Genomic DNA, 24,849 nt, shown 5'->3' on the forward strand with positions numbered 1-24,849 from the left:
AAAAATGACACGACCAATCATATGAATAACGTAGGGATAGCCATTGGTGAATGATCGCGAGCTTGATATAGCGGATTATAACCAGTTCAGACAGTTTCTCGAACACCAGTGCGGCATTGTACTGGGCGAGAACAAGATGTACCTGGTTAAAAGCCGGCTAGGTCCCCTGATGAACAAGTTTAATATCGATTCATTGTCAGAGCTGGTGCGTCGTTCGATGGCGATCAGTGAACGTGCATTGCGCAGTGCGGTGCTGGATGCGATGACCACGAACGAAACCTTGTGGTTTCGCGATGTGTACCCGTTTGAATTACTCAAAACGAAACTGTTTCCTGAGTTTGCAAATTTAAAACGGCCACTAAAAATATGGTCGGCTGCATCGTCCAGTGGTCAGGAAGCCTATTCTATTGCTATGAGTTTGCTGGAGTTTAAACAAAAGAACCCGGGTGCACTCAGCCATGGCATTCAGGTGGTGGGGACGGATATATCGAACAAAGTACTGGCTCAGTCAAAAGAGGCGGTCTACGACGGTTTATCGCTGGCACGTGGGTTAAGTGACGAACGCAAGAAGCGATTCTTCGAGCCTGCCGACGATAATAAAATGCATGTGAAAAAAGAAGTCAGTTCGATGGTCTCGTTTCGCCATTTGAATTTGCTGGATAGCTATTCATTGTTAGGTAAGTTCGACATCATATTTTGCCGTAACGTGCTGATTTATTTTTCACCGGATGTGAAAAAGAAAATTCTCGCTCAGTTTCGTGGCTCTCTGAACCCGGATGGGTACCTGATTCTGGGTGCATCTGAATCGATTTCAGGTCTTAGCGAAGACTACAGCATGATCCGCTGTAACCCCGGTATTATTTACCAGCGTAAAAACTAACCTTTCTAAGCGGCAGCCAATTGCCGCTTTTTTTATAACCGTCTTTCAACACACCCTGGCGCGGGGCTTGAACATTGAATTGGCTTGCCTTTGATTGCTCAATTCAATGTTCAAGCCCCGCGCTCGCCCTCGTTGAAAGGGGGATTTAGCAGATGTTTGTCTTTGCCGCCACCTTTGGCACAGTGCTTGCTTATGTATTTGCAGTAATGAATAAGCGAGGCTGTTATGGCAATTGGTATTGATAAAGGTTTAGGTATCCACCCGCATGCGCTGCTCGCCCGAGAAGCCCGTGCTACGGTGCTGGCGAGTAACATCGCGAATGCTGATACCCCCGGCTATAAAGCAAAGGATATTAATTTCCAGGATGCGCTGCAGCGGGTGCAAAGTCGTTCCGGTTACAGTATGTCCCGAACCCACAGCAAGCATTTTGAACTGGACTTGCAAGCCAATAATCGCGAGCAATATCGCGTTCCAGATCAACCAGATACAGGTGATGGCAACACTGTAGATGTACAAGTGGAACGGAATTTGTATATGAGAAACTCTATGGAATACCAGGCAAGTTTACAGTTTCTGAATGACCGTATATCAGGCATGAAGAAAGCCATTACCGGAGGCCGTTAAGATGAGTTTGTATAATGTTTTTGATGTAGCAGGCAGCGCGATGAGCGCCCAGAACCTGCGCCTGAATACCACAGCCAGTAACCTGGCAAACGCAAACTCAGTGAGCAGCTCGGCTGGCGAGACCTATCGTGCCCGTCATCCGGTTTTTGCGACTCAACTGCAGCAAGCTATGCAGGGTCGGCCTGGCCGGGAAAGTCTGATGCAGGAAGACTCAGCGGTTGGAGTTAAAGTCATGGGTATTGTGGAAGACGAGACACCTTTGATTGTGGAGTACTCGCCGAATCATCCGATGGCAGATGAAGAAGGCTATATTTACAAGCCGAATGTGAATGTAATGGAAGAGATGGCAAACATGATGTCGGCCTCTCGTTCGTACCAGACCAATGTGCAGATCGCGGACTCAACTAAGCAGTTGTTGAGTCGTACCTTGCGCATGGGCCAGAACCAGTAGGTGAGGTAACCAAGAATGGTTGACAATGTAAACAACAATAGCTCGCCGCTCAGAGACCTGTACTGGCAGCCTGAAGAAAGTGCTGAGGCGGCCAAACCGGAAGACTCGCGCTTAGGTCAGGAGGATTTCTTCAAGCTTCTGACCCAGCAGTTAAGTATGCAGGATCCGAGTAAGCCAGTAGAAAATGACCAGATGATCGCTCAGATGACCAGTTTCACTATGGCTGAAGGGATTACCGGGTTAAGTGAGCAATTTAAAGATTTTGCGGAAAGCATGACCTCAAACCAGGCACTGCAGGCATCAAGCCTGGTTGGTCGCCAGGTGCTGATCCCGTCGGATGTGGGTCATTTCGATGGCAGTAAGCCGATAGAGGGCATGGTTGCTACCGAACAAACAACTCAGAATACAACGTTGCGTATCGAGAATGAAGCCGGTCAGGTTGTTCGTACTATCGATATGGGAACCTTACCAGCGGGTCAACACCGTTATAGCTGGGATGGTTTAGACGATAGCGGCGAAGTTGTGCCGGCCGGCGATTACAAAATTGCCGCCAATGGTCGGGTCGGTGGTAGCAGTGAAGACCTGATGGCGCTGACCTATGCCAATGTTGAAAGTGTAAGTACAGGTGGTCAACGCGGAATCGTACTAAACCTGGAATCCATCGGACGCATCGACTTTAAAGATGTCATTCAGATTACAAACGGTAACGGCTAATTAGGCTGAGCCCATAAAAAATAATGAGGTGACTTATGTCATACTTTATCGCTCTAAGTGGTTTATCTGCATCGCAACGCGATTTGGATACAACTTCAAACAACGTTGCAAACGTAAATACAACTGGCTTTAAAGGATCACGGGCTGAGTTCGGTGATGTGTATGCATCATCAATCTTTACTAATAGCCGAACTAAAGTCGGTGACGGTGTACAAATTCAGCGCGTGGCTCAACAGTTCAGTCAGGGTACCCTGGACTTTACTGAAAACTCGTTGGACATGGCCATTAAAGGTGGCGGGTTCTTCGTGACCGCGCCAGAGCAAGGGTCTCAAGACTACAGCTACACCCGTGCGGGTGCCTTCAAAATGGACCGCGACAATTACATCGTGGATAACTCCGGCGACTATTTGCAAGCCTATCCGGTCAATCGTGAAACAGGCGCGAATTCTTCAACCGCGTTGAGTACCACAGGTCCAGTCGAAATTCCGACTACCGCTGGTTCTCCACAAGCCACTGACGAATTGTATCAGTCAGTCAACCTGGACTCGCGTGAGAACGCCATTCTGGATCCGTTCGATCCGACGGATGATGCAACCTACAGCCATTCGACGTCTGCTACTGTGTATGACTCGCTGGGTGAAGCGCACACTGTTACCACTTACTATGCACGTCGTGATGATGCAGCCACGGGCGAGACGCAGTGGGATGTGTATAAAACAGTGAATGGCGAGATGCAGGATTTTGATGCACCAGGCGGAACACTGGTTGCCGATGCAACCTCTGGTGGTAATACGGGTGTTCGCATCCAGTTTGATGCAAGTGGCCGTCCTACAGGACCTGATTTAACCGCAGACGGGTATTTCGAACCGGGTGAATTCACGTATACACCGACCAGTGGTGCGGATCCGTTAGACATCGTTTTCAATTTCCGTAGTGAAGGTGGTAATGCAACGCCAACTCAGTTCGCTTCAGCGTTTGAGCTACAGGCTTTGAAACAGAACGGGACCACCGTTGGTCGATTGACCAATGTCGAGATTAACGAGAATGGTCTTATCGCTGCTGAGTACTCCAATGGTTCAACTCAGTACCTCGGCCAGGTGGCATTGGTGCAGTTTAATAATGACCAAGGACTTGAGCAGGTTGGCGGTACCAAGTGGCGTCAAACCAATAATTCGGGTGAGGCCATCACCGGTACAGCGGGTATTGGTACCTTTGGTGCTATCGAGTCATCTGCGCTGGAGAACTCCAACGTAAACCTGACTGAAGAGCTGGTCGATATGATCGTTGCACAGCGTAACTACCAGGCGAACTCGCGTTCACTTGAAGTCAACAGCACCTTGCAACAGACTATTCTGCAGATCCGTTAATAACGGAAACAGACTGAAGAAACGGGCGCTCTGGCGCCCGTTTTTGTTTCTGCTGTACCTTTCTAAGCTCCAAATCAAAATTCCCCAGATTAACTTCCGTCCATTCCTCAAAGTTGGCACAGCTCGTGCATTAATCACTGCATAGACTGAACAAGTATTCGCAAAGCTGAGGCTTACAATGGATAACATGCTCTACATTGCCATGAGTGGCGCCAAAGAAGACATGAACGCGGTTGCGGTGCGGGCTAATAACCTGGCTAACGTGAATACCACCGCGTTTAAAGCCGATTTGGCTCAAGCCCGTGCCATGCAAGCGTATGGCGAAGGCCATCCGAGCCGGGTGTTTTCACTGACCGAACGTGCCGGGCAAAACTTTGCCGCAGGTGCACTAAGAACGACCGGTCGTGACCTGGATGTTGCCGTAGTAGGCCAGGGCTGGCTGCACATTCTCGATGAGAATGGTGAAGAAGCTATGACCCGCAACGGTAATCTGGAAATTAGCCAGGGTGGCATGTTGCAAACATCCAGCGGCCAGCCAGTCATGGGCAACGCAGGTCCAATTTTTATTCCATTGCCGATCACTGACATTACCATCGGCAAAGACGGCACGATTTCCGTGCAGCCTCAGGGTGCACCATCTCAGGTACGTGAAGAAATTGACCGTATCAGTGTGGTAAACCCGCCCAATGGAAATGTTGAAAAAGGCACTGATGGCCTGTTCAGAATGAAAAATGGCGAAGAATTGCCGTTGCCGGAATTTGATGCCCAGCTTGAAGTCGGTGCATTGGAAGGCAGTAACGTAAATGCCATCGAAGAAATGACTCAGATGATTGCGCTGCATCGTAACTACGAACTCAGCGTGAAAATGATGAAGGCTGCTGAAGAAAACGACGAGCGGCAAGAACAACTCTTACGTATTTATTAATATTTCCCCTTAGCGGAGGTGGATGATGCATCCAGCACTGTGGATTAGTAAAACTGGTTTAGACGCGCAACAACGCGATATTTCAATTACATCAAACAACCTGGCTAACGCCAGTACGATCGGCTTTAAGAAAGACCGGGCCGTCTTTGAAGATTTGTTGTACCAGAACATTAACCAGCCGGGTGGCCAGTCAACAGCTGACACTGAGTTGCCTTCAGGTTTAATGTTAGGTGCGGGTTCGAAAGTAGTCGCGACGCAGAAGAACTTCTCGCAAGGCAACATGCAGACCACTGACAACTCACTGGATATCATGATCAATGGTCCGGGCTTCTTCGAAATACTGATGCCGGATGGAAGTATTTCCTACACCCGTAATGGTCAGTTCACCCTCAATAACGAAGGTGACCTGGTAACGCCGGGAGCCGGTCATCCATTGCAACCGGGCATTAATATTCCGGATGATGCACAATCTGTGACCATTGCCCAGGACGGCGAAGTGTCAGTGAAACTTGCCGGTGAAGCGCAGAATCAGGTGGTTGGGCAAATTAACGTGGCCAACTTTATCAATCCAGCTGGTCTCGAGCCACGCGGTGAGAACCTCTACGTTGAGACTGCCGCCAGTGGTCAGCCACAGGTCAATGTTCCAGGTTTGGACGGTAGTGGTTCTTTGGTGCAAGGTTCACTTGAAACATCCAACGTCAATGTGACCGAAGAGTTGGTGAATCTGATTGAAAGCCAGCGTGTGTATGAAATGAACTCAAAAGTAATTTCGTCGGTTGACCAGATGCTTGGCTTCGCGACGCAACAAATGTAAATGTAGGGTGATGCTTATGTTCCTGCGTAATTTAAAACGGCTAACGGGCCTGATTGCCCTCTCTCTGGCGGCATGTACGTCGGTTCCCGAACCGACGCCTATGCCTGATGACCCTTACTATGCGCCGGTGATGCCTGAAGAACAGATTGACCCGGCGGTCGCGAACGGTTCACTGTTCCGCGGTCAGAATGTCAACGGGCTGTATTCGGACATTAAAGCGCGCAATTTAGGTGACATCATTACGGTGCGGCTGCAGGAACAAACTACAGCGTCGAAATCAGCGAGTACAGGTACATCGCGTAATACCAACGTGGATCTGCCAACACCAACCTTGTTTGGCCGCGATGTGACTGTATCTGGCAATCCGATCTCTGCTGGTATTAATGGTGGCTCCGAATTTAGCGGTGACTCATCCGCGGATCAGAGTAACCAGTTGCAAGGTGAAATTACCGTGGCGGTTATCCGCGTACTACCGAACGGCAATCTGATTGTACGTGGCGAAAAGTGGCTAACCCTGAATAACGGCGAGGAATACGTCCGCCTGACCGGGATTATCCGGCCCCAGGATGTGCGCTCAAATAACACCATTGAGTCCAATCGCGTTGCCAATGCACGCATTGAATACTCGGGCACTGGCAGCCTTGCCAGCGCTCAGCGTGAAGGCTGGTTAACCCGCTTCTTCAACGGCCCCATCTGGCCTTTTTAAAAGCTACCAGCCTGTTGCTAAGAGCCCGCTTTGCGGGCTTTTTTGTACCTGGCGGATAGTCAAAGGCAAGGGGCTTGGGCGAGGGCTTGGGCGTAGTAGCCCGCTTTCCGGCCGGATTGGGGTTCTGTTTTGAGGGACGCCGCAAGTACATCCCTGTAGGCTCGGTTCGCGCATCCATGCGCTCAACGCCCTCAAAAGCAGAATCCCCAACCCTACCGCGCGGGCTACTACGCCCAGCAGCACATACCGCCTTATCCCGCACAGGCAATCTTAACTGAGCCTGCCCTACCACCTTGGCACGGAATGTGTATGAATGGTTGGAGAATGAACGATCCGTTGGGGTTAGGGGATTAGATTATGTGGTATTTAAAAGCGAAATTTTGGCATGTAGTGGGGCTGTCGGCTTTGTTGCTGGCGACCAGTACGTTGTCGCAGGTAGCGCAGGCACAGCGTATTAAAGATGTGTCGCAGGTGGCGGGTGTGCGTTCGAACCAGCTGATGGGCTATGGCCTGGTAGTCGGTTTGCCGGGTACCGGTGAACGAACGCCGTTTACTGACCAGACGTTTCGCACCATGCTGGGCAATTTCGGCATTAACTTGCCGGAGGGGCAGCGTCCGCAGATCAATAACGTTGCCGCTGTTGCCGTGCATGCGGAAATTCCAGCCTTCGCCAAGCCAGGTCAACAAATCGATGTGACAGTGTCGTCGGTGGGAGATGCCGATAGTCTGGTCGGCGGTACTCTACTGCAGACTTTTCTAAAAGGCGCTGACGGTGAAGTATACGCGGTCGCGCAGGGCAATATGGTGGTAGGTGGTCTTGGTGCTGAAGGCCTTGATGGCTCCAGTGTGGTGATTAATACCCCGACGGTTGGCCGTATTCCTAATGGTGCTATGGTCGAGCGTGAGATCGACACCGGCTTTGCGCAAAGCGAATTTATTACCTTTAACCTGAATCGTGCTGATTTCACAACGGCGAAGCGCATGGCTGAGGCAATCAACGATTTGGTAGGTCCTGGCAGCGCGACACCAGTGGATGCTGCATCGGTACGTGTCATAGCACCGCAGGACATTAGCCAGCGAGTCAGTTACCTGTCGACGCTGGAAAATATTCAGATTACTCAGGGTGAAGCCCCGGCCCGTATTGTGGTTAACAGCAGAACCGGCACCATTGTAGTCGGTAACAATGTGCGCCTGCATCGCGCCGCTGTGGCTCACGGTAATATGCAGGTCAATATTATGGAGAACCTGAATGTGACTCAGCCAGGCGCGTTTGCGCAGGGCGAGACTGTAGTGACTCCGAATACGACCATCGAGATCCAGCAGGAAGACGCGCGTATGTTCCTGTTTGACCCGGGTGTTTCGCTGAATGATTTAATTAGTGCCATCAACCAGATCGGTGCTGCGCCAAGCGATGTTATCGCCGTGCTGGAAGCACTGAAACAGGCTGGCGCCATCGACGGAGAGCTGGTCGTCATCTAATTGGCCTTAAATTTGCATTAATCACAACATAATTGGTAATTCAATGATCAAGCCCCGCGCTCGATCATTGAATCTTCGGCAGAGAGCAGGGTTATGATGGACAGCTTCAGTAGTAATCATTTAGAGCAAGCTCGCAGCAATTCGGTTTACGATTTGCAGCAGTTAGATGATTTGCGTCAGCGCGGCCTGAACAACGACGAGAGTGCGTTGCGGGCGGCGGCTGAGCAGTTTGAAGCACTGTTCATGAACATGCTGATGAAAGGGATGCGTGCGGCTAACAAAGTATTTGAAGACGGCGAAAACCCGTTTAGTAGCCGCGACGTCGAGTTCTTTCAGGACATGCATGATAACCAGTTAACCAGTGAGCTTTCTAAGCAAGGTACATTAGGGCTGGCTGAACTGATGGTGCAGCAGCTGAGCCCTACTGGAACAGCGGATCATACTCCGTCCGATTTGCTTCCAGCGCAGCGTGTTAACGGTAGTGCACATCAAACAGCGCACAGCCAGAGTGATCAAGCAGTACCTTACCAGGATGCCCGCGGCACTCAGGACGAGCTGGCAGCGGCAAACAATCGCCGCAGTGACAACATGGTTCTCGCCGATCGCGCCGACTGGCGCCCTGGCAACCCAATTGAGTTTCTCGAAACGCTGGCGCCTTATGCTAAGCAAGTCAGTGAAGAAGCGGGTATTGCACCTGAATCTGTGCTGGCTCAGGCCGCACTGGAAACTGGCTGGGGCCGTCATGTGGTGGCCGATGACAACGGTAGCAGTAATAACTTATTTAATATTAAAGCGGACAACCGTTGGGATGGTGATCGGGCGCAAACCATGACCACCGAGTATTACAACGGTCAGCCACAACGAGAAAGCGCATTCTTCCGTTCTTACCAAAGTGTTGCGGACAGCTTTCATGACTATGTGGACTTCCTGCAAACCAACCCGCGTTATCAGCGTGCGTTGGAAGTAGGGAAGGACGCTGGTCAGTTTGTAGAAGAGCTGCAACAGGCGGGTTATGCAACCGATCCGTCTTACGCACGCAAGCTGCAAACCATCATGCAAAGTGATGTGATGCAAAATGTACGCGAGAAATTTGGTTTCTAGCCGATATAGAAAGCGCTCGGTATAAAAACTCTTGAAAGGAGAGAGTGAATGTCTTTTGACTTATTGAACCTGGGTAGGAATGCAACGCTGGCGCATCAGCGCTCGCTGCAGATTACCGGTAACAACATTGCTAATGTAAACACGGCCGGTTATATCCGTGAACGTCCTGTTTACAATGAGTCAGGCATTGGCTACGGCCTTGACCGCTTAGAAGTCGAGCGCATGGTTGATCAATTTACCCAGCGCCAGGTGCGGGTTGACACCTCGCGTGCTGCCTTTACCGATACCTATCTGGATCAGGCGACCCGTATCGATACGGTGCTTGGCCGGGATGAAGGATCTGTAGCCACGGCGATTGAGAAGTTCTTCGACCTGATGCAGGACACCAATAATGACCCTGGGTCGCTCACCTACCGTGAATTGCTATTGACTGAAGGCGAAGGGGTCGCCGCCCGGATGCGCGAGATGGGAGAATTTCTGCAGAACCAGTACGATCAGTTTAATGATCGCCTGGACCTGGAAGTTGACCGTGCAAATAATCTGATTGAGAGTATTTCCGAGCTGAACAAGGAAATCTCAAGTTATACCAGTACCAAGAAAGAAAAGCAGGGCGCGCTCAATACATTGCTTAATGACCGTGATGAGAAGCTGCGTGAGTTGTCTGAATATGCTGACATTCGCGTCACCGACTTTTCGAATGGCCGCCAGAATATCACCCTGGCCACTGGTCAAAGTCTGGTCATGGAAGATGGTACCTTTAATCTGATTGCCCTAAAGGGGGATCCGAATCCATTACGTCCGGAACTGACCACGCAAACCCGAAGTGACGGCAAGCTGGTCGATGTTCCGGTGGATGTGACCCGTATGGGTGGCACCATCGGTGGCATGGTGGCATACCGTGATGAGGTGCTGGAGCCGACTCAATTTAAACTAGGCCAGATGGCAATGGGCTTTGCCGATGCGCTAAACGAGCAGAATCGTTTAGGCATGGACCTGGACAATGAGCTGGGCGGGGTGTTCTTTGATTTGAGCAACACCGAAACGACCGCGTTGCCGCATACTGATACTAATACCGGCACCAATCAGCGGATTGATGTTCGCCTTGAGGCAGGCAAAGCTGCTGAGCTGACTGCTCACCGCTACGAAGTACGTATCCAGCCGTCCGGCACTGAGTTTCAGGTAGTCGCACTCGATACCAATGGTCGTATGATTGGTGACGAAACGGATTATCCGGTTGGCACTATAGGTGCGGCGGGCGACTGGGAAGGTGATCTGGGCATTGGCATGGAATTTAATTTCGCCGACGGCACCTTTGATCCAGGCGATCGCTTTGAAGTGAATTTCACGCAGAATGCCGCGTTGAATATCGGTGTGGGTATCACACGCCCGGAAGATATTGCACTGGCTGCTCCGGTTCGGGTTGGAGAAAATCCCGAGAACTCTGGCGGTGGTGAGATCAGCTTCGAAGGTATGGACTCTGTTGATAACTTTTTCGACGGCACCAATAACGAATTGCTGAACGATGCACCGGTGCAGATCCGCTATGAAGGTCGTGTCGGCAATACCCATCAGTTGAGTATTGTTGACAATGACGGCAATACGGTTGGTTACTTTGAGGGAACCAACATGGACAACATTCTGGATAATGCAGTGGAATGGAACGGCGTAGGTGCCTTCCCGGATATGACTACGACTCCGACATTGTATGATTTTACTCCAGACTATGATGTTAGTCTGAGCGGCAATCCGGATGCGGGTGACAGCTTTGATATTGAATACAATAGCAACGGCTTTGCAGATAACAGCAACAGCCTCGCGATGAGTGAGCTACAGCGGGAAAAAACCTTGCGCCGTAACCCCATCGTAGAGGGTGAAAAGAACATGATGAGCTTTAATGAAGGCTATGGCCGGATGGTCTCCGACGTGGGTAATAAAGTCTCCCAGGCGCGTACCTCCGATGAAGCCGCCAAGTCTTTGCTTGAGCAGTCGACCAGTTTCTTTGAATCGGTATCTGGGGTCAACCTGGATGAAGAAGCATCGAATTTGCTCAAATACGAACAATCGTACAACGCAGCAGCTCGCATTATTACGGTGTCACAAACGATATTCGACACCTTGCTAAGCTCAACGCGTTAACGGAAGGAGCTAAGATATGCGTATATCGACAAGCATGATGTACGACCGTGGCTTGAACTCGGTCACTGAACGCACATCGAAACTATTGAAAGTGCAGGATCAAATGGCGCGTGAAACTAAAATTCTGACGCCTGCCGATGACCCCGCCGGAAAAGCGCAGGCACTGTCGCTGACCGAGCGCATTGCACAGAACGATCAGTTTCGGAAAAATGCTGAATTGTTGCTAAATGATTTGCAGCGTCAGGAGTCGGTAATGTCGAATGTGACCGACTCACTGCACCGGGCTAAAGAACTGTTTGTACAGGCAGGTAATGGTGCATTGAGCCAGCAGGATCGCAAGTCGGTAGCGCTGGAACTTGAGGTTCTGCGCGACAATGTGCTGGATATGATGAACGCACAGAATGAAAACGGTGACTACCTGTTCTCCGGCAGTCAGTCTGAAGTGCGTCCTTTTACCTTAGATCCGGTCACTGGTACTTATGAGTACAATGGTGATTCAAGCAACCGCAAGGTTCAGGTCACGGCGAATCAGCAATTGCAGTCGACATCATCGGGGGCAGAAGTATTTCAGCAGTCGCCAATGGAATTGATGGCCAGGGTTGGTAATTATACCGGTGCTATTACTGGTGGTAATACCTTTATTGCTGATCGGGGGGCCTGGGATACGTTCCACCAGGCCAACTACGACAAAGACAATGCGGCCAATAACGTCTATCGGGTTGAGTTTAACGCTGGTAACTACGAAGTTCTGGATGCAGCGAATAACGTGCTGGATGCAGGGGCCTATACACCAGGCGATCCGGTTGTGTTTAATGGCATGGAAATGCGGGTGCAGGGCACTCCGGCGGCTGGTGATGAGATTGAATTTCGGTTAAGTCAGCCAAAACAGAGCGCCGCCACCATGCTCAATGACATGATCAATCTGTTGAATGACCCTAATGCGCTACAAGACGAACTGGGGCAGGGGATTGAGTTCTCGATTGCTAACCTTGATTCAGTCGAAACCTCGCTGGGTATAGCTCGGGCCAGAACCGGTAGCCGGATGAACAGTGCCGAGACCGCGGTTTTAACGAACACTGATTTTTCAATTGCAAATAAAGATACTCGGGCCAAAATCCAGGATGTGGATTACGCTGAAGCGATGACTGAACTGACCAAGCAGGATACAGCGCTGCAGGCAGCTCAGGCGACCTTTACCCGAATTACCCGCCTAAGCTTATTTGACTATCTACGTTAATTGACTGACTCAGTGAGCTGCCATTAACGCAGCTCATGCAAACGAAAAGCCTGATACCGGCACTTGGCCGTTATCAGGCTTTTTTTATGGCCGCAAAATGAAGAGAATTTAGCCGCTGACGAATAAATAGATGAATAAATAGTTAAAGTTTTGCCAAAGGTGACCGTTACATAAGTCAAGCAAGTCGACTTGCGTTTATTAACTAGATTGCCGAGGTTCGGCGAGGAGAAATACCATGTCACTATATGTAAACACTAACGTATCATCGTTGAATGCTCAGCGTCAGTTAATGACTTCAGGTAACGGTCTTGACACTGCATTTGAGCGTCTTTCATCTGGCTACCGTATCAACAGCGCTGCTGACGATGCTGCCGGTCTGCAAATCACCAACCGCATGACATCGCAAATCAACGGCCTGAACATGGCTGTGCGTAACGCCAATGACGGTATCTCTGTAGCACAAACTGCTGAAGGTGCATTGCAGGAAACTACCAACATGCTACAACGTATGCGTGAGCTGGTGGTTCAGGCTGATAACGGTATCAACAACGCGGAAGACCTGGCTGCAATCCAGCAGGAAATCGGTGAGTTGAATGACGAAATCGACCGTATCGCGGATACCACACAGTTTTCAGGTCGTAACATTCTGGACGGTACCTTTGCCGGGGTTGATTTCCTGGTTGGTTCACAAGGTCTGGCTGAAGAGAAAGTAACTATCGATATCCCGGCTCGTATGGGAGCGGCTGAATTAACATCAGCGACGGTCGATGTTGCGTTAAACGACTCAGACGTAGATTTAGCGTCTATTGACGCTGCGATTGAAAGCGTTGGCACACTTCGCTCTGAATTGGGTGCTAGCCAAAACCGTTTCCAGTCAACCATTTCTAACCTGAGCAACATCTCTGAGAACGTATCAGCAGCTCGCTCACGGATTATGGATACTGACTTCGCAGCAGAAACTGCACAGCTGACTAAGTTCCAGATCACTCAGCAAGCCAGTACCAGCATCCTGGGACAAGCGAACCAGCGTCCTCAGGCAGCGTTGTCACTGCTGGGTTAATTCACTCCGAACGCTTAAAAAAGCCGGGCTTGCCCGGCTTTTTTGTGTCCGTTACAAAAAAAACTTAAAACGCTATAGCCCTTGCATGTCAGTAGGTATAGCGATTTTCTAAATAAAAATAGCAAAGCCGGGTTAAAGTCTGCTGCCAAGTCGCCGTTAGCAGGGGTAAGCATGGTGCGATGCGCCATTTAAAAAAGCGACAGCAAGCAGGAGTTTGATTATGTCTTTATATGTAAATACCAATGTTTCGTCACTGAACGCTCAGCGTCAGTTAATGACATCAGGCAATGGCCTGGACACCGCGTTTGAGCGTCTGTCTTCTGGCTCTCGCATTAACAGCGCAGCTGACGATGCCGCCGGTCTGCAGATCACCAACCGGATGACTTCTCAGATCAATGGTCTGAACATGGCGGTACGTAACGCCAATGACGGTATCTCAGTAGCACAAACTGCTGAAGGTGCATTGCAAGAAACCACCAACATGCTGCAGCGTATGCGAGAGCTGGTGGTGCAGGCTGATAACGGAGTTAATAACGCGGAAGATCTGACAGCAATTCAGCAGGAAATTGGCGAGCTCAACGATGAGATTGACCGTATCGCTGATACCACTCAGTTCTCAGGCCGCAATATTCTTGATGGAACCTTTACCGACGTTGACTTTCTGGTCGGTAGCCAGGGGCTGGCTGACGAAAAAGTCACTATTGATATCGCAGCGCGAATGGGTGCAGCAGAACTTACCTCAGGTACAGTGGATGTAACCGTGAACGATTCTGAAACGGATCTGGGTGCAATTGATGCAGCGATTGAAACAGTGGGTACCACGCGTTCAGAACTGGGTGCTTCACAGAACCGTTTTCAGTCAACCATTTCTAACCTGAGCAACATCTCTGAAAACGTATCAGCAGCTCGTTCACGGATCATGGATACGGACTATGCTGCAGAAACTGCACAGCTGACCAAGTTCCAGATCACTCAGCAGGCCAGTACCAGCATTTTGGGTCAGGCAAACCAACGTCCTCAGGCCGCGTTGTCACTGCTGGGTTAAGTGCCCGCCTTCAACAACGGTTGGCCCGGAGGGGCGCTGGGCCAGCTGTTGTTACTCTGCAAAACCAGGCGAAAGCCTGGTTTTCTTGTATCTGGACGGCGTTATCAGGCGAAAGCAATAAAAATAGCAATTTCTGCTAAAGAAAAAAATCATCCCTCCGATAACTTAAGTAACCAAGGCGCACTGCAGACAAGGCATTGACGCTTTAACTAACAATGAAACAAGCGGCTAAAGAAAGTCGACTATAAAGGAGACGCCCCATGTCTTTATATGTAAATACCAACGTATCATCTTTGAATGCTCAACGTCAGTTAATGACTTCAGGTAACGGTCTTGACACTGCATTTGAGCGTCTTTCATCTGGCTACCGTATCAACAGCGCTGCTGACGATGCTGCCGGTCTGCAAATCACCAACCGCATGACGTCGCAAATCAACGGCCTGAACATGGCTGTGCGTAACGCCAATGACGGTATCTCAGTAGCACAAACTGCTGAAGGTGCGTTGCAGGAAAGCACTAATATGATGCAACGGATGCGAGAGCTGGTTATCCAGGCAGATAACGGGATTAACAATGATGAAGATCTCGCTGCTATTAACCAGGAATTGGTTGAGTTGCAGGATGAAATCGACCGTATCGCGGATACCACACAGTTCTCTGGCCGCAACATTCTTGATGGTTCTTTTACCGCAGTAGATTTCCTGGTTGGTAGCCAGGGCTTAGCGGAAGAAAAGGTTACTATCGATATTCCTGACCGCATGGGCTCAGCAGAGTTGTTTGGTGGCGCGGTAGGTGTTGCTGCAGGATTCGACGCTGAAACGGTATTAGGCCAAATTGATGCCGGTATTGAAAACGTGGGTGAATTGCGTTCAGAACTGGGTGCTAGCCAAAACCGTTTCCAGTCAACGATTTCTAACCTGAGCAATATCTCTGAAAACGTATCAGCCGCTCGCTCACGTATTATGGATACTGACTTTGCAGCGGAAACTGCTCAGCTGACTAAGTTCCAGATTACGCAGCAAGCCAGCACCAGTATTCTTGGACAGGCGAACCAGCGTCCTCAAGCGGCACTCTCGCTACTGGGCTAATCCAACTTCCAGCGCTCCTGGCTTTGCCAGCTGCGCGGGGGAAAGAGCCAGCCACTCAGGGAAAGGGGAATTTGGGGCACCCTGTTTGGCTGGCAGACCTCATCAAAAACCAGGCTTTTGCCTGGTTTTTTCTTATCCGGATTTCCATTTTTTCGTTATACCTGGCTTTATTTCACCTTTTTTTATGCCTCTGTAAGCCCCGTGCGCTATGGGGCTTTAAAGGAAAATACGTTTTTTTCAAAAAAAACGTAAAATAATCCTAAAGGTTCTTTCTCCAAGGCCGAAACCCTTGATGTAGGGGAAGGTTTTGTCACTTGTGGTTGGGTGGCATAACACAATAACTAGGCAACAGGTGAAAACCTGTAAAGGAGAATAGTATGTCACTATACGTGAATACGAACGTGTCGTCTTTGAACGCACAACGTCAACTTATGACTTCAGGCAGCGGCCTGGATACCGCTTTCGAGCGTCTTTCATCTGGCTTCCGTATCAACAGCGCTGCTGATGACGCGGCAGGTCTGCAAATCACTAACCGTATGACCTCGCAAATCAATGGCCTGAACATGGCTGTTCGTAACGCGAACGACGGTATCTCTGTTGCACAAACCGCTGAAGGCGCCATGCAGGAATCTTCAAACATGTTGCAACGTATGCGTGAACTGGTTGTTCAGGCAGACAACGGTATCAACAACGACGAAGATCTGGCGGCTATCAACCAAGAAATTGGTGAGCTGGTTGACGAAATCGATCGTATCGCTGGTACTACTCAGTTTTCTGGTCAGAACCTGTTAGACGGTAACTTTGACGCTGACTTCCTGGTTGGTTCACAAGGTTTAGCTGACGAGAAAGTAGGTATCGCGATTGGTAACATGGACGCGCTTACTCTGGGTGTTGACGCTGCAACTATCACCGTAGCAGCTGGCTTCGACTCAGAAGCTTTCTTAACTGCCATTGATGGCGCTATCGAAACTGTAGGTACAGCACGTTCTGAACTGGGTGCCACTCAGAACCGTTTCCAGTCTACTATTTCTAACTTAAGCAACATCTCTGAAAACGTTTCTGGTGCTCGTTCACGCATCATGGACACTGACTTTGCTGCAGAAACTGCGAACTTAACTAAGTTCCAGATCACTCAGCAAGCAAGTACTGCTATCTTGGGTCAAGCGAACGCTCGTCCTCAAGCGGCATTGTCACTGCTGTAATTCCATACCCCTACTTACAGCCAGTAACGCAGAAGCCAGGCATATGCCTGGCTTTTGTTATTTCTGCGGCTGAATAATTTGACTGAGCTGGAAGCCAATTAAGAGAAATTGGTGAACGCAGGGCAAAAAAAGAGTCGACTGAACTGGAAAAGGAGGTTGTAGGGGGGCATCCAGTTCAGCCGACAGACAGTCATTGTGAAAGAACCGGCCGAGTTGGAAAAGGAGGTTGTAGGGGGGCATCCAACTCAGCCGGCAGACAGTCGTTAAACCGTTTCACGATTAGGATAATGCAGAGCTTGTGCCAACTTTTTTAAAATCCTGATAAATAATGCAGATAGCTAAAAAAATGGCCGCTCAGCCGGTCTATTCACCAGCCTGACCCTGTTAGTGAACGCTTTAACGACTAAAAGACCCCTGATTATTTCGGCAAAGCACTGGCTCTGGAATCGCCCAAAGGAATGAATTCGCCTGAGGGCGGCCATTTCTCGCCAGAGCGGCGAACTTTGCCGCTTTACGGCAGAGCCATGCGCGTCAATTTGCATAGTTTAGAATAAATTAATGTAGAAAGCACAAAAATCACTCAAGCTTCATTTAGTTCAGCCGATAACTAACTGAGGTGGGGTAGTCCGTGTCATGTTTTGCGGGCTAAACAGGTTGTAGATCGGGCTTTGCCCGTTTATTGAGGTGTCGTATGGCACTCTATGTAAATACCAATATTGCGTCATTGACCGCGCAGCGTCAGCTAATGACGTCGTCGTTTGGGTTAAACCAGACGTTCCAGCGTTTGTCATCGGGTTTTCGGATCAATAGTGCGGCCGATGACGCAGCCGGATTGCAAATAAGCACCCGGATGACGTCGCAGATAACTGGTTTGAACCAGGCAGTTCGCAATGCCAATGACGGTATTTCGGTGGCGCAGGTAGCAGAAGGGGCGATGCAGGAAGTCGGCAACATGCTACAACGCATGCGCGAACTGGTTATTCAGTCAGACAACGGCATCAACGCCGCGGAAGACAAAGTGGCGATTCAGCGTGAGATTACCGCTTTACAGACAGAAGTGGATCGCATCGCAGAGACCACGGCGTTTTCCGGACGAAAACTGCTGGACGGCAGTCTTGCCACCGACGGACTGAATTTTTTAGTCGGTTCAACTGGGCATGCGGCTGAGCGGATTAGCCTGACTATTGCTGGCGCAAGCACCACGGATCTGGCTATTACCCAGACTGAAGTTGACGTGCGCGAAGGGTCAGGACTGTCGGCCGAGGATATGCTGCAGTCACTGGATAACGCCATTCGAGACCTTGGCCGCTCACGTTCTGGTCTTGGGGCGAAACAGAACCGGATGCAGTCAACGGTTGCGAACTTAAGCAATGTAGTAGAGAACGTCAGTGCTGCCCGGTCGCGGATTATGGATACGGATTTTGCCGCAGAAACGGCAAAACTTGTCCGCTTTCAGATCATGCAACAGGCAACTATTGCCATCCTCGGCCAGGCAAACCAGAGTCCATCGTTGGTTTTGTCACTTTTAGGGTAGTGTGGATAGCAGACCAGGCTGGTGAAAAAATAGACTTTAGGGTTAAAGTAAAACGGTGAACTGGCCGATAGTTATATAGGGGCATACCTGAATAAGCTGTACAGGTAGCAAAAAAAGGTAGGTTGGAGAGTAGGTTATGAGTATAGAATCGATGAATTCAGACTCACTGCCACGTATAGACAGCAGTGAGCAAAACCGGACTCAGGCGCAGCAGACACAGGCGCAGGAAGCGAACGAATTGAATCCGCGTACGATAGACAGCGTACGCGAGGCCATTCGGGAGCAGCGCACAGAAAATTCAGAGCAGCGTGAAATGAGTCAGGACGAATTGTTAAAAACAGCAGAACAATTTGTCGAAGTGGCGCAAACTTTGAATAGAGAACTGCAGTTTTCGGTGAACAAAGACATTGACGAAACCGTGATTACGGTGATTGACCGCAATACGGGTGAAACCGTAAGGCAGATTCCGTCTGAAGAAATTGTGCGCTTAGCAGAGCGGGTGCGGGAACTTAGTGCCAGTCAGGGGCAAAGTACCCAACCTGAAATTGACAGCGCGACAGGCTTTCTAGTCGATAGCCTGGTTTAATGTATTTGAAATATAAAAGGGAGATTTTCCCATGGCAATGACATCATTAGGTGTAGGTTCAGGGATTGACCTGGACGGCATGGTTCGTCAGTTAGTGCAGATAGAGCGTCAGAGCAAGGAATCGCGTCTGGTTGAACGTAGCAAAGCCGCAGATAGTAATATTTCTGCAGTGGGTAAGCTGAAAAGCTCAATGACCGAACTGGTTAACTCATTGGATAGCTTAAGTCGTGAACGCGACCTAACGGCACGCACGGCAACCATCAAGGGTCAGGATGAAGACAACCCGTTCTTTACCGCCAACGCGAACCAACGTGCTGCGACCAGTAATTACAATATCCAGATAAATCAGGTGGCGTCAGGGTCACGGATGCAATCAGCATCGTTTGCCAACTCGACGGATCCACAGGCAACGGGCGCGGGCTCGCTTACCTTCAGTGCCGGTGGCGATAATACCTTTGATGTCGATGTTGAAGACGGCGCCAGCCTGAGTGATATTGCGAATGCGATAAATCGCTCAGACAACAATTTTGGTGTCACTGCCAGTGTTATTAATACAGGTACCGAGAGCTTTCTGGTGTTTGATTCTACCGTTACTGGCGATGGTAATGATTTGTCGGTTACGGCCAACGGCGTCGGTGGCCTGGATGGTTTAACCGATGCCAACCTGACTGAGCGTAAGGCAGCGCAAGGCGCGATCATGACCGTTGACGGAATTGAAGTGCGCAGCGACTCGAATACTTTTGACAACGCCATTGAAGGGGTCTCTATTACCGCGGAGCGTGAAACAGGTGTGGATGACGCACCCAAGCTAACGGTAGAGGTGGACGAAGAAAGTATTCGCGAAATGGTGGATGATTTCGTATCGGCGTATAACGGTCTGGTCGATGAAATTGCCAAGCTGACTGAGTATGTGCCTGAGGGCAAGAGCGGTCCGTTAATCGGTGACTCTATGGTGCGCTCGATTCGTAGTCGTATGGCGTCGATTATCTCCACCCCAATCGAGGGCGGCGGTGATTTCAATAGCCTTTATCAAATGGGTATTGTAACTGACAACGATGGTAAGATTGAGTTTGACCCGCGTAATATTGGCGGTGGTACCGGTACTCAGCGTTTCGACCAAGCATTGTCGCAGAACTTTGACGGCATGGTTGAGTTGCTTTCCGGTGAGAACGGTATCGCTACTCAATTGCGTGAGGTTACCCGCGAGTATACCCAGTCGCAGGGGTTACTTGATGGTCGTACCAACGTCTACGAAAGTCAGAAGAAAATGGTCGACAACGAACGTGAGCAATTCGAGCGCTATATGGAGCAGTATGAATCCAACCTGCGCCAGCGTTTTGGCTCGCTTGATCAGAACATTGCACGGATGTCCTCTAGTCTGAACTTTCTGACCCAGTGGGGCGGCGGCGGCTAAATAGCGATAAAGTATCGGCGCCTGGCGCCGATACTTTGAGTAACAGATAGTAAAACCGAAAAGGTATTGTTATGTATAAGAAAGGTGTGAATGCGTATCAAAGCGTTGGTGGTCGCGATCAGGCGACAACAGCGGACCCGTATCAGCTGATTCAAATGTTGATGAATGGGGCGTTGCAAAAGCTCGCTATCAGCAAAGGCGCAATGGAGCGGAAAGACCTTGAGACCAAATCGGAAAACCTGACTAAGGCGCTGTCAATTGTAAGTGCACTGCAGGAAGGTCTGGATATGACCGTTGACAGTGAAGTGGTCAATAACATGTTTGATTTGTATGACTACATGAAGCGTCAGATCATCGAGGCCATGGGCGAGAACAAGCTTGAGGCCGTGGATAACTGTCTGTTAGTGATGCGCAACCTGAAAGAAGGCTGGGATGCTATTCCGGTTGAGGCCCGCAACCAGGCCTTTGCTCAGCGTGATCAGATGGCTGTAGGTGGATAACTTGAGCGAGAGTTTGCCGGAACCAACCGACTTACTGGCTCAGGCGGAAGCGTTGGAAGCTGAGTTAAAGCAACTTGCCGATGCCGAAGAGCTGGATGATGATGCGTTAAGTGCGGTACTGGAAAAGCGCGAGACGCTGCATCAGAAAATGGGGGCAGCATTAGACAATGACGAGGTTGCGCTGGATGTTTATCAACCGTATTTTCGTCAGGCTTACCAGAACACCAAGACGTTGTTACAGCGTTGTCAGGCTGAACAAAGTGACGTCAAAGAGCGTTTAATTACCCTGAATACATCAAAAAAAGCGCGCAAAGCTTACTAGCCTGCGCGCTTTTTGATCGAACCACTTCTAACACAGCCTGAAGACCCGTAAACAATCTGAAAACTGAAGCGGCTGGCTATGTACCTGGCCATTGCAAACAGGTAGTATTTCGTTACTAGTGTTTGCGCTAGCAAGCTACGTAAAACGATCAACGGATAAGGCCCAGCGCCAGGATTAGCGGATATCATGAGCACCTTATTAGGCTACCTTTCTCAGTTTACCGACTCTAAGCAACCGCGGGTCCACAATTACGGCCCCAACGTCCAAAGCACCCAGACTTTCAAGGCTGTGGCCAAACAGGCTAAAGCCTTGCGCAATCAGTATGCAGCCGTCGCAGGCTCGCGTCTGGCGCTCACCCTGACCGCGTCGGCTGACGCGTTAGTGCACATGGTGGCTCTGGATGGTTTCGTCGCTGAATTGATTTTGCTGCCAGTTGATCACGCAGTTCCGAAAGGCTGTCATTTCCATATTTCCGAGCGCGGGCAGCTGCGCGACCTGAACGACTATAGCAGCGACAATCTGCCAGTGGTGACCCAGTGGGGACTGCTGGACGAGCACGGTGACGTGATTAGCTATTCGCTGGATGAACTGGCGAACAATGACCTGGTACAGCAAGACTCCATGCAGCATCCACTGCGCTGGGGCGTCATGCAGGAACCGGCCGAGCTGGCCGGGCTTCTGGTGTGGTTACGGGCGCTAAGGCATGGTGAAGACATCGTGCTGGCACAAGCGGACACATTAAATGCGTTGGCTGATATGTTTATTCATGCTGAAGTCAACGCAATAGCGGCGCCGCCTCGCTTATGGCGTAACCTGACCGCGTCGGAAGAAATCACTCGACTGGCACTGCACTTTGCTTTAGTCAATGGTGGTATCGTTGATGCGGCGACGTTGCAGCGGTTGGAGAATTTATTCCCGGATGCCATGCTGGCGCACAGCTTCTCGAACACCGGGGCAGGGGTGAGCTGGCTGATTGATGACCGTGAACCAGGGCTGCCGGTCTCACTTTTTGCCGCCAACGACGATGGCCTGAAGCTCGAAATCAATGACGCCCAGCTGGATATTCGCTTTACCGGCAGCGGCGCCACAATCCATACCGGCTACCTCGCGGTTAAACAGGATCAACGGGTATTTTTACTGGGCCATCAAGACAACCAACTCATGGTAGGCGGCCGCGGCGTGCAGCCGGAAGTGGTTGAGCAAGCGTTGTTGCAGGTGGTTGGCGTGGCTGACGTACAGGCATCGAGTATGCCTAACCCGGTGCTTGGTGAACTGGTGCGGGTGGACGTACTGGCACCATCACAACGGACTGTCGCGGAACGTAAACTATTTAAACGGACGTTGCAGGAACATTGCCGGGAATGTCTGGAACCCTGGCAGCGGCCGGCACGTTACTATTTCCATTAAGTGTTAATTTTTCTTAAACTATCAGCTTTCCATTAATCCCGGAGTGTCCTTAATGTCCCACAGTACGGCGCAGCTGCTTGAGCGCTTTTCACAACTGGCAGAGCCGGATACTTTCGATAGTCATCAATTGCCCGATTATGAGCTTGGCTCTGAGGACATTGACGCAGCTGTGGAGCTGATCGGGACGGATTATTTTATCCAGCATCCCCTGGCCGCGACCCATGCACTGCTGGCGTTGCTGCAATGCCACGATGACAGTTTGTTCGCCCGGGCGTTAGGGGCTGCGGATGAAGGTTTATTGCATGCGCAACAAGAGTACATCGTCAGTTATGCGCTGCCATACTGTGACGCGCCGTTAATTGGCTTGCTTGATGCGCTGATGGGAAATAGCGAGCACAGCGATGAGCGGCGTGTCTTTGCTGCCTGGTTGTTGCAGCAGTATGCAGCGTTGCACCCGGAATACTATGGTCGCGTGGCCAAAGTGGTCGGTGCCCGGCTGCAGGACTTTACGGCTAATCCGGCAGAGGTAAATGGGGTACTGGTTGAAACCTGTGTCAGTATGCAGGCCGAAGAGCTGCTTCCACTTATTCAACGTGCTTATCAACAAGAGTTGGTGACAAGTGCTGAGTATGCCAGCGCCGCCGCCGTTGAAGAGGCGTTATTAACCCCGGAAACTGCATTTGAAGCTGGCCTTGAGCAGTTTATGCATACCAAAGAACTGGATGAGATCCGGCAGGCACTGGAAACGAAGTTTCAGCGACGCCAGGGGAGCGGATTACGTACCATGGCGGAGCTCGATGGCTTGCTCTATGCGCTGGCACTGAGCCCAACGCCAGTCGCCCGGTCGTTATGGCTGGCCCTGTTGCAGGACGAAACGCTGGCAGATATCAGCGAGGACATCTGCGAAGAGAGCGTTGATCAGCTGACCACCTACTACTCGGAAGTAAAAGACTCGCTGCTAGCCGGCGAAGCTGCCCCTTATTATGAATCCGTGGCGGTCGAGAACCTCAACAGTTTAGTGCCGTGGGCGGGTGGTTTCCTGTCTGGCTTTAGCTTGTGGACGGAAAGTGACCGCCTGAGCACGGAAAAGGCGGATGCGACTCAGGAACTGCTTGAGTTCCTGCATGCCATTGTCGCCGACAAGCCTCTGCCGGAGCAGTACCAGGCGCTGGCGCACAGTGACTACCATATGATTATGCAGCTAATGTTGCAGCGCGCCTTCGAGGAAACTCAGCAGAGCAGTGACGAGCTGACCCTGGATGACGATTCGTTGCAGGACTTTTTTGAGGGGTTTGACCGTTGACCTATTCAGAGTTAGAACTTGCCTACATGCTGGTGTCAGCGAAAGGCTCGGGGCTGGATGTGAATGCATTTATAGAACGTGCCAATGGCGCTATTCACATCGATAATATTGAGCTCAATGATGGCGACGAGATCCCTGCGGATCTGGATGATGCGACTAAGTACGTACGCGTGCCGGCACAGGATGACTTGCTCAATGAATTTGAGCTGATGGGCTTGCTGGTTGAACGTCAACTGAGTGAGCAGGAGCAGGCTGAATTCGCTCAGACTACGCAGGACTGTACAGCGCAAGCGGCGGTCCGGGCTGGTATTCACTACCTGAATTCAATTGGCAAACTGGCTGCCTGGCGACAGCTAGTGACGACAGCGCAGGAACGCGCATTGCGCAACTGGGCGGAGAAAGAAGGGCTTGGTTTGTAGGCTCGGCAAAATCCAGATACAAAAAAACCGGCGAGTAGCCGGTTTTTTGATCTGCGCGTGGCGCGATTCACTTAAACAACACGAATTAAGCTAATGCTTTAATTTGTGTGTTCAGGCGGCTCTTATGGCGAGACGCTTTGTTTTTGTGAATCAGGCCTTTGCTCGCGTAACGATCAAGGATTGGCGTCAATTCTGCGTATGCGTTTGATGCTTTTTCCTGGTCGCCAGCAGCGATAGCTGCGTTAACTTTTTTCATGTACGTGCGCATCATTGAACGACGGCTCGCGTTGTGCTGACGACGTTTCTCGGATTGTACCGCACGTTTCTTAGCAGACTTGATGTTAGCCAAGGTAAACTCCTAAATTCTGTAAGCTGTGTCTGACATTGCTGTCTTAACGTTTAAGGCCGCGGACTATACCCGAATTCGGACCTAAAAGTCAATCCATTGTGAATGACATTGATAAAATTTGTGCGCGTATTCTACCGACCTGCTGGCCTGAGGGCAACAGTTATTTGGTTAGTATCTGAACGTGGC

25 protein-coding genes are annotated in these 24,849 nt (G+C 50.4%); 24 read left to right on the forward strand and 1 reads right to left on the reverse strand.

All coding sequences use genetic code 11. From position 1 onward, the window contains the following. Window positions 1-46: 46 nt before the first annotated feature. The 24 genes from CWE14_RS12580 (at window position 47) to CWE14_RS12695 (ending at window position 24,314) form a co-directional block, all read left to right on the forward strand. The gene (locus tag CWE14_RS12580) at window positions 47-880 is read left to right on the forward strand and encodes a CheR family methyltransferase (RefSeq protein WP_126799894.1); all 834 of its coding nucleotides are present in this window, start codon (window positions 47-49) and stop codon (window positions 878-880) included. Window positions 881-1,105: 225 nt separating this feature from the next. Next, complete coding sequence (gene flgB, locus CWE14_RS12585; RefSeq protein ID WP_126789153.1) at window positions 1,106-1,504, forward strand: flagellar basal body rod protein FlgB; 399 nt, start codon at window positions 1,106-1,108, stop codon at window positions 1,502-1,504. A 1-nt stretch (window position 1,505) separates the two neighbouring features. After that, the gene (gene flgC, locus CWE14_RS12590) at window positions 1,506-1,955 is read left to right on the forward strand and encodes a flagellar basal body rod protein FlgC (RefSeq protein WP_126789154.1); all 450 of its coding nucleotides are present in this window, start codon (window positions 1,506-1,508) and stop codon (window positions 1,953-1,955) included. Between the two features lie 15 nt (window positions 1,956-1,970). Then, window positions 1,971-2,669, forward strand: a complete 699-nt coding sequence (locus CWE14_RS12595; protein ID WP_126799703.1) for a flagellar hook assembly protein FlgD — start codon at window positions 1,971-1,973, stop codon at window positions 2,667-2,669. Between the two features lie 35 nt (window positions 2,670-2,704). Next, on the forward strand, window positions 2,705-4,036 hold the full coding sequence (flgE, locus tag CWE14_RS12600; RefSeq protein WP_126799704.1) for a flagellar hook protein FlgE: 1,332 nt from the start codon (window positions 2,705-2,707) through the stop codon (window positions 4,034-4,036). A 178-nt stretch (window positions 4,037-4,214) separates the two neighbouring features. Beyond that, window positions 4,215-4,961 (forward strand): flagellar basal-body rod protein FlgF, encoded by a 747-nt coding sequence (gene flgF, locus CWE14_RS12605; RefSeq protein ID WP_126799705.1) that lies wholly within the window; start codon window positions 4,215-4,217, stop codon window positions 4,959-4,961. A 25-nt stretch (window positions 4,962-4,986) separates the two neighbouring features. Continuing rightward, entirely contained in the window at window positions 4,987-5,775 is a 789-nt protein-coding gene (flgG, locus tag CWE14_RS12610) for a flagellar basal-body rod protein FlgG (protein WP_126799895.1), read from the forward strand. A 22-nt stretch (window positions 5,776-5,797) separates the two neighbouring features. After that, on the forward strand, window positions 5,798-6,481 hold the full coding sequence (flgH, locus tag CWE14_RS12615) for a flagellar basal body L-ring protein FlgH (protein ID WP_126799896.1): 684 nt from the start codon (window positions 5,798-5,800) through the stop codon (window positions 6,479-6,481). A 357-nt stretch (window positions 6,482-6,838) separates the two neighbouring features. After that, on the forward strand, window positions 6,839-7,960 hold the full coding sequence (locus CWE14_RS12620; RefSeq protein WP_126799706.1) for a flagellar basal body P-ring protein FlgI: 1,122 nt from the start codon (window positions 6,839-6,841) through the stop codon (window positions 7,958-7,960). A 93-nt stretch (window positions 7,961-8,053) separates the two neighbouring features. Then, window positions 8,054-9,061 (forward strand): flagellar assembly peptidoglycan hydrolase FlgJ, encoded by a 1,008-nt coding sequence (gene flgJ, locus CWE14_RS12625; protein WP_241972406.1) that lies wholly within the window; start codon window positions 8,054-8,056, stop codon window positions 9,059-9,061. A gap of 48 nt (window positions 9,062-9,109) precedes the next feature. Continuing rightward, window positions 9,110-11,197: a flagellar hook-associated protein FlgK gene (gene flgK, locus CWE14_RS12630; protein WP_126799707.1), complete on the forward strand. Its 2,088-nt coding sequence runs from the start codon at window positions 9,110-9,112 to the stop codon at window positions 11,195-11,197. Window positions 11,198-11,213: 16 nt separating this feature from the next. After that, complete coding sequence (gene flgL / locus CWE14_RS12635; protein WP_126799708.1) at window positions 11,214-12,434, forward strand: flagellar hook-associated protein FlgL; 1,221 nt, start codon at window positions 11,214-11,216, stop codon at window positions 12,432-12,434. A gap of 235 nt (window positions 12,435-12,669) precedes the next feature. Then, window positions 12,670-13,494 (forward strand): flagellin N-terminal helical domain-containing protein, encoded by an 825-nt coding sequence (locus tag CWE14_RS12640; RefSeq protein WP_126799709.1) that lies wholly within the window; start codon window positions 12,670-12,672, stop codon window positions 13,492-13,494. A gap of 220 nt (window positions 13,495-13,714) precedes the next feature. Then, a complete protein-coding gene (locus CWE14_RS12645) occupies window positions 13,715-14,539 on the forward strand; it encodes a flagellin N-terminal helical domain-containing protein (protein WP_126799710.1) in 825 nt (274 codons plus the stop codon). A gap of 260 nt (window positions 14,540-14,799) precedes the next feature. Further along, window positions 14,800-15,627: a flagellin N-terminal helical domain-containing protein gene (locus CWE14_RS12650; protein WP_126799711.1), complete on the forward strand. Its 828-nt coding sequence runs from the start codon at window positions 14,800-14,802 to the stop codon at window positions 15,625-15,627. 377 nt (window positions 15,628-16,004) lie between these two features. Next, complete coding sequence (locus tag CWE14_RS12655; RefSeq protein ID WP_126799712.1) at window positions 16,005-16,829, forward strand: flagellin N-terminal helical domain-containing protein; 825 nt, start codon at window positions 16,005-16,007, stop codon at window positions 16,827-16,829. A gap of 691 nt (window positions 16,830-17,520) precedes the next feature. After that, window positions 17,521-18,363, forward strand: coding sequence for a flagellin N-terminal helical domain-containing protein (locus CWE14_RS12660; protein WP_126799713.1), 843 nt, complete (start codon window positions 17,521-17,523; stop codon window positions 18,361-18,363). 136 nt (window positions 18,364-18,499) lie between these two features. Beyond that, window positions 18,500-18,949: a flagellar protein FlaG gene (locus CWE14_RS12665; protein ID WP_126799714.1), complete on the forward strand. Its 450-nt coding sequence runs from the start codon at window positions 18,500-18,502 to the stop codon at window positions 18,947-18,949. Between the two features lie 31 nt (window positions 18,950-18,980). Then, complete coding sequence (gene fliD / locus CWE14_RS12670; RefSeq protein ID WP_126799715.1) at window positions 18,981-20,363, forward strand: flagellar filament capping protein FliD; 1,383 nt, start codon at window positions 18,981-18,983, stop codon at window positions 20,361-20,363. A 71-nt stretch (window positions 20,364-20,434) separates the two neighbouring features. After that, entirely contained in the window at window positions 20,435-20,863 is a 429-nt protein-coding gene (gene fliS, locus CWE14_RS12675) for a flagellar export chaperone FliS (protein WP_126799716.1), read from the forward strand. Between the two features lies 1 nt (window position 20,864). After that, the gene (locus tag CWE14_RS12680) at window positions 20,865-21,185 is read left to right on the forward strand and encodes a hypothetical protein (protein WP_126799717.1); all 321 of its coding nucleotides are present in this window, start codon (window positions 20,865-20,867) and stop codon (window positions 21,183-21,185) included. 186 nt (window positions 21,186-21,371) lie between these two features. Beyond that, entirely contained in the window at window positions 21,372-22,592 is a 1,221-nt protein-coding gene (locus CWE14_RS12685) for an acyl-CoA synthetase family protein (RefSeq protein ID WP_126799718.1), read from the forward strand. Window positions 22,593-22,644: 52 nt separating this feature from the next. Further along, window positions 22,645-23,895 carry a UPF0149 family protein gene (locus tag CWE14_RS12690; RefSeq protein WP_126799719.1) on the forward strand — a complete coding sequence of 417 codons (1,251 nt, stop codon included), beginning with the start codon at window positions 22,645-22,647 and terminating at the stop codon, window positions 23,893-23,895. After that, window positions 23,892-24,314, forward strand: coding sequence for a hypothetical protein (locus tag CWE14_RS12695; protein WP_126799720.1), 423 nt, complete (start codon window positions 23,892-23,894; stop codon window positions 24,312-24,314). Before CWE14_RS12690 ends, CWE14_RS12695 begins: the two co-directional genes overlap by 4 nt. Window positions 24,315-24,399: 85 nt before the next feature. Here the strand turns inward: CWE14_RS12695 and rpsT are convergent, their stop codons facing one another. After that, on the reverse strand, window positions 24,400-24,663 hold the full coding sequence (rpsT, locus tag CWE14_RS12700; RefSeq protein WP_126789173.1) for a 30S ribosomal protein S20: 264 nt from the start codon (window positions 24,661-24,663) through the stop codon (window positions 24,400-24,402). Window positions 24,664-24,849 lie beyond the last annotated feature (186 nt).

Source organism: Aliidiomarina soli, assembly GCF_003986975.1.
GTDB lineage: Bacteria > Pseudomonadota > Gammaproteobacteria > Enterobacterales > Alteromonadaceae > Aliidiomarina > Aliidiomarina soli.

Excerpts from the sequence above, each read along its gene's own strand:
- flgB (WP_126789153.1), top strand. The coding sequence starts at position 1,106 with ATGGCAATTGGTATTGATAAAGGTTTAGGTATCCACCCGCATGCGCTG.
- flgC (WP_126789154.1), top strand. The coding sequence starts at position 1,506 with ATGAGTTTGTATAATGTTTTTGATGTAGCAGGCAGCGCGATGAGCGCC.
- CWE14_RS12595 (WP_126799703.1), top strand. The coding sequence starts at position 1,971 with ATGGTTGACAATGTAAACAACAATAGCTCGCCGCTCAGAGACCTGTAC.
- flgE (WP_126799704.1), top strand. The coding sequence starts at position 2,705 with ATGTCATACTTTATCGCTCTAAGTGGTTTATCTGCATCGCAACGCGAT.
- flgF (WP_126799705.1), top strand. The coding sequence starts at position 4,215 with ATGGATAACATGCTCTACATTGCCATGAGTGGCGCCAAAGAAGACATG.
- flgG (WP_126799895.1), top strand. The coding sequence starts at position 4,987 with ATGCATCCAGCACTGTGGATTAGTAAAACTGGTTTAGACGCGCAACAA.
- CWE14_RS12620 (WP_126799706.1), top strand. The coding sequence starts at position 6,839 with ATGTGGTATTTAAAAGCGAAATTTTGGCATGTAGTGGGGCTGTCGGCT.
- flgJ (WP_241972406.1), top strand. The coding sequence starts at position 8,054 with ATGATGGACAGCTTCAGTAGTAATCATTTAGAGCAAGCTCGCAGCAAT.
- flgK (WP_126799707.1), top strand. The coding sequence starts at position 9,110 with ATGTCTTTTGACTTATTGAACCTGGGTAGGAATGCAACGCTGGCGCAT.
- flgL (WP_126799708.1), top strand. The coding sequence starts at position 11,214 with ATGCGTATATCGACAAGCATGATGTACGACCGTGGCTTGAACTCGGTC.
- CWE14_RS12640 (WP_126799709.1), top strand. The coding sequence starts at position 12,670 with ATGTCACTATATGTAAACACTAACGTATCATCGTTGAATGCTCAGCGT.
- CWE14_RS12645 (WP_126799710.1), top strand. The coding sequence starts at position 13,715 with ATGTCTTTATATGTAAATACCAATGTTTCGTCACTGAACGCTCAGCGT.
- CWE14_RS12650 (WP_126799711.1), top strand. The coding sequence starts at position 14,800 with ATGTCTTTATATGTAAATACCAACGTATCATCTTTGAATGCTCAACGT.
- CWE14_RS12655 (WP_126799712.1), top strand. The coding sequence starts at position 16,005 with ATGTCACTATACGTGAATACGAACGTGTCGTCTTTGAACGCACAACGT.
- CWE14_RS12660 (WP_126799713.1), top strand. The coding sequence starts at position 17,521 with ATGGCACTCTATGTAAATACCAATATTGCGTCATTGACCGCGCAGCGT.
- CWE14_RS12665 (WP_126799714.1), top strand. The coding sequence starts at position 18,500 with ATGAGTATAGAATCGATGAATTCAGACTCACTGCCACGTATAGACAGC.
- fliD (WP_126799715.1), top strand. The coding sequence starts at position 18,981 with ATGGCAATGACATCATTAGGTGTAGGTTCAGGGATTGACCTGGACGGC.
- fliS (WP_126799716.1), top strand. The coding sequence starts at position 20,435 with ATGTATAAGAAAGGTGTGAATGCGTATCAAAGCGTTGGTGGTCGCGAT.
- CWE14_RS12685 (WP_126799718.1), top strand. The coding sequence starts at position 21,372 with ATGAGCACCTTATTAGGCTACCTTTCTCAGTTTACCGACTCTAAGCAA.
- CWE14_RS12690 (WP_126799719.1), top strand. The coding sequence starts at position 22,645 with ATGTCCCACAGTACGGCGCAGCTGCTTGAGCGCTTTTCACAACTGGCA.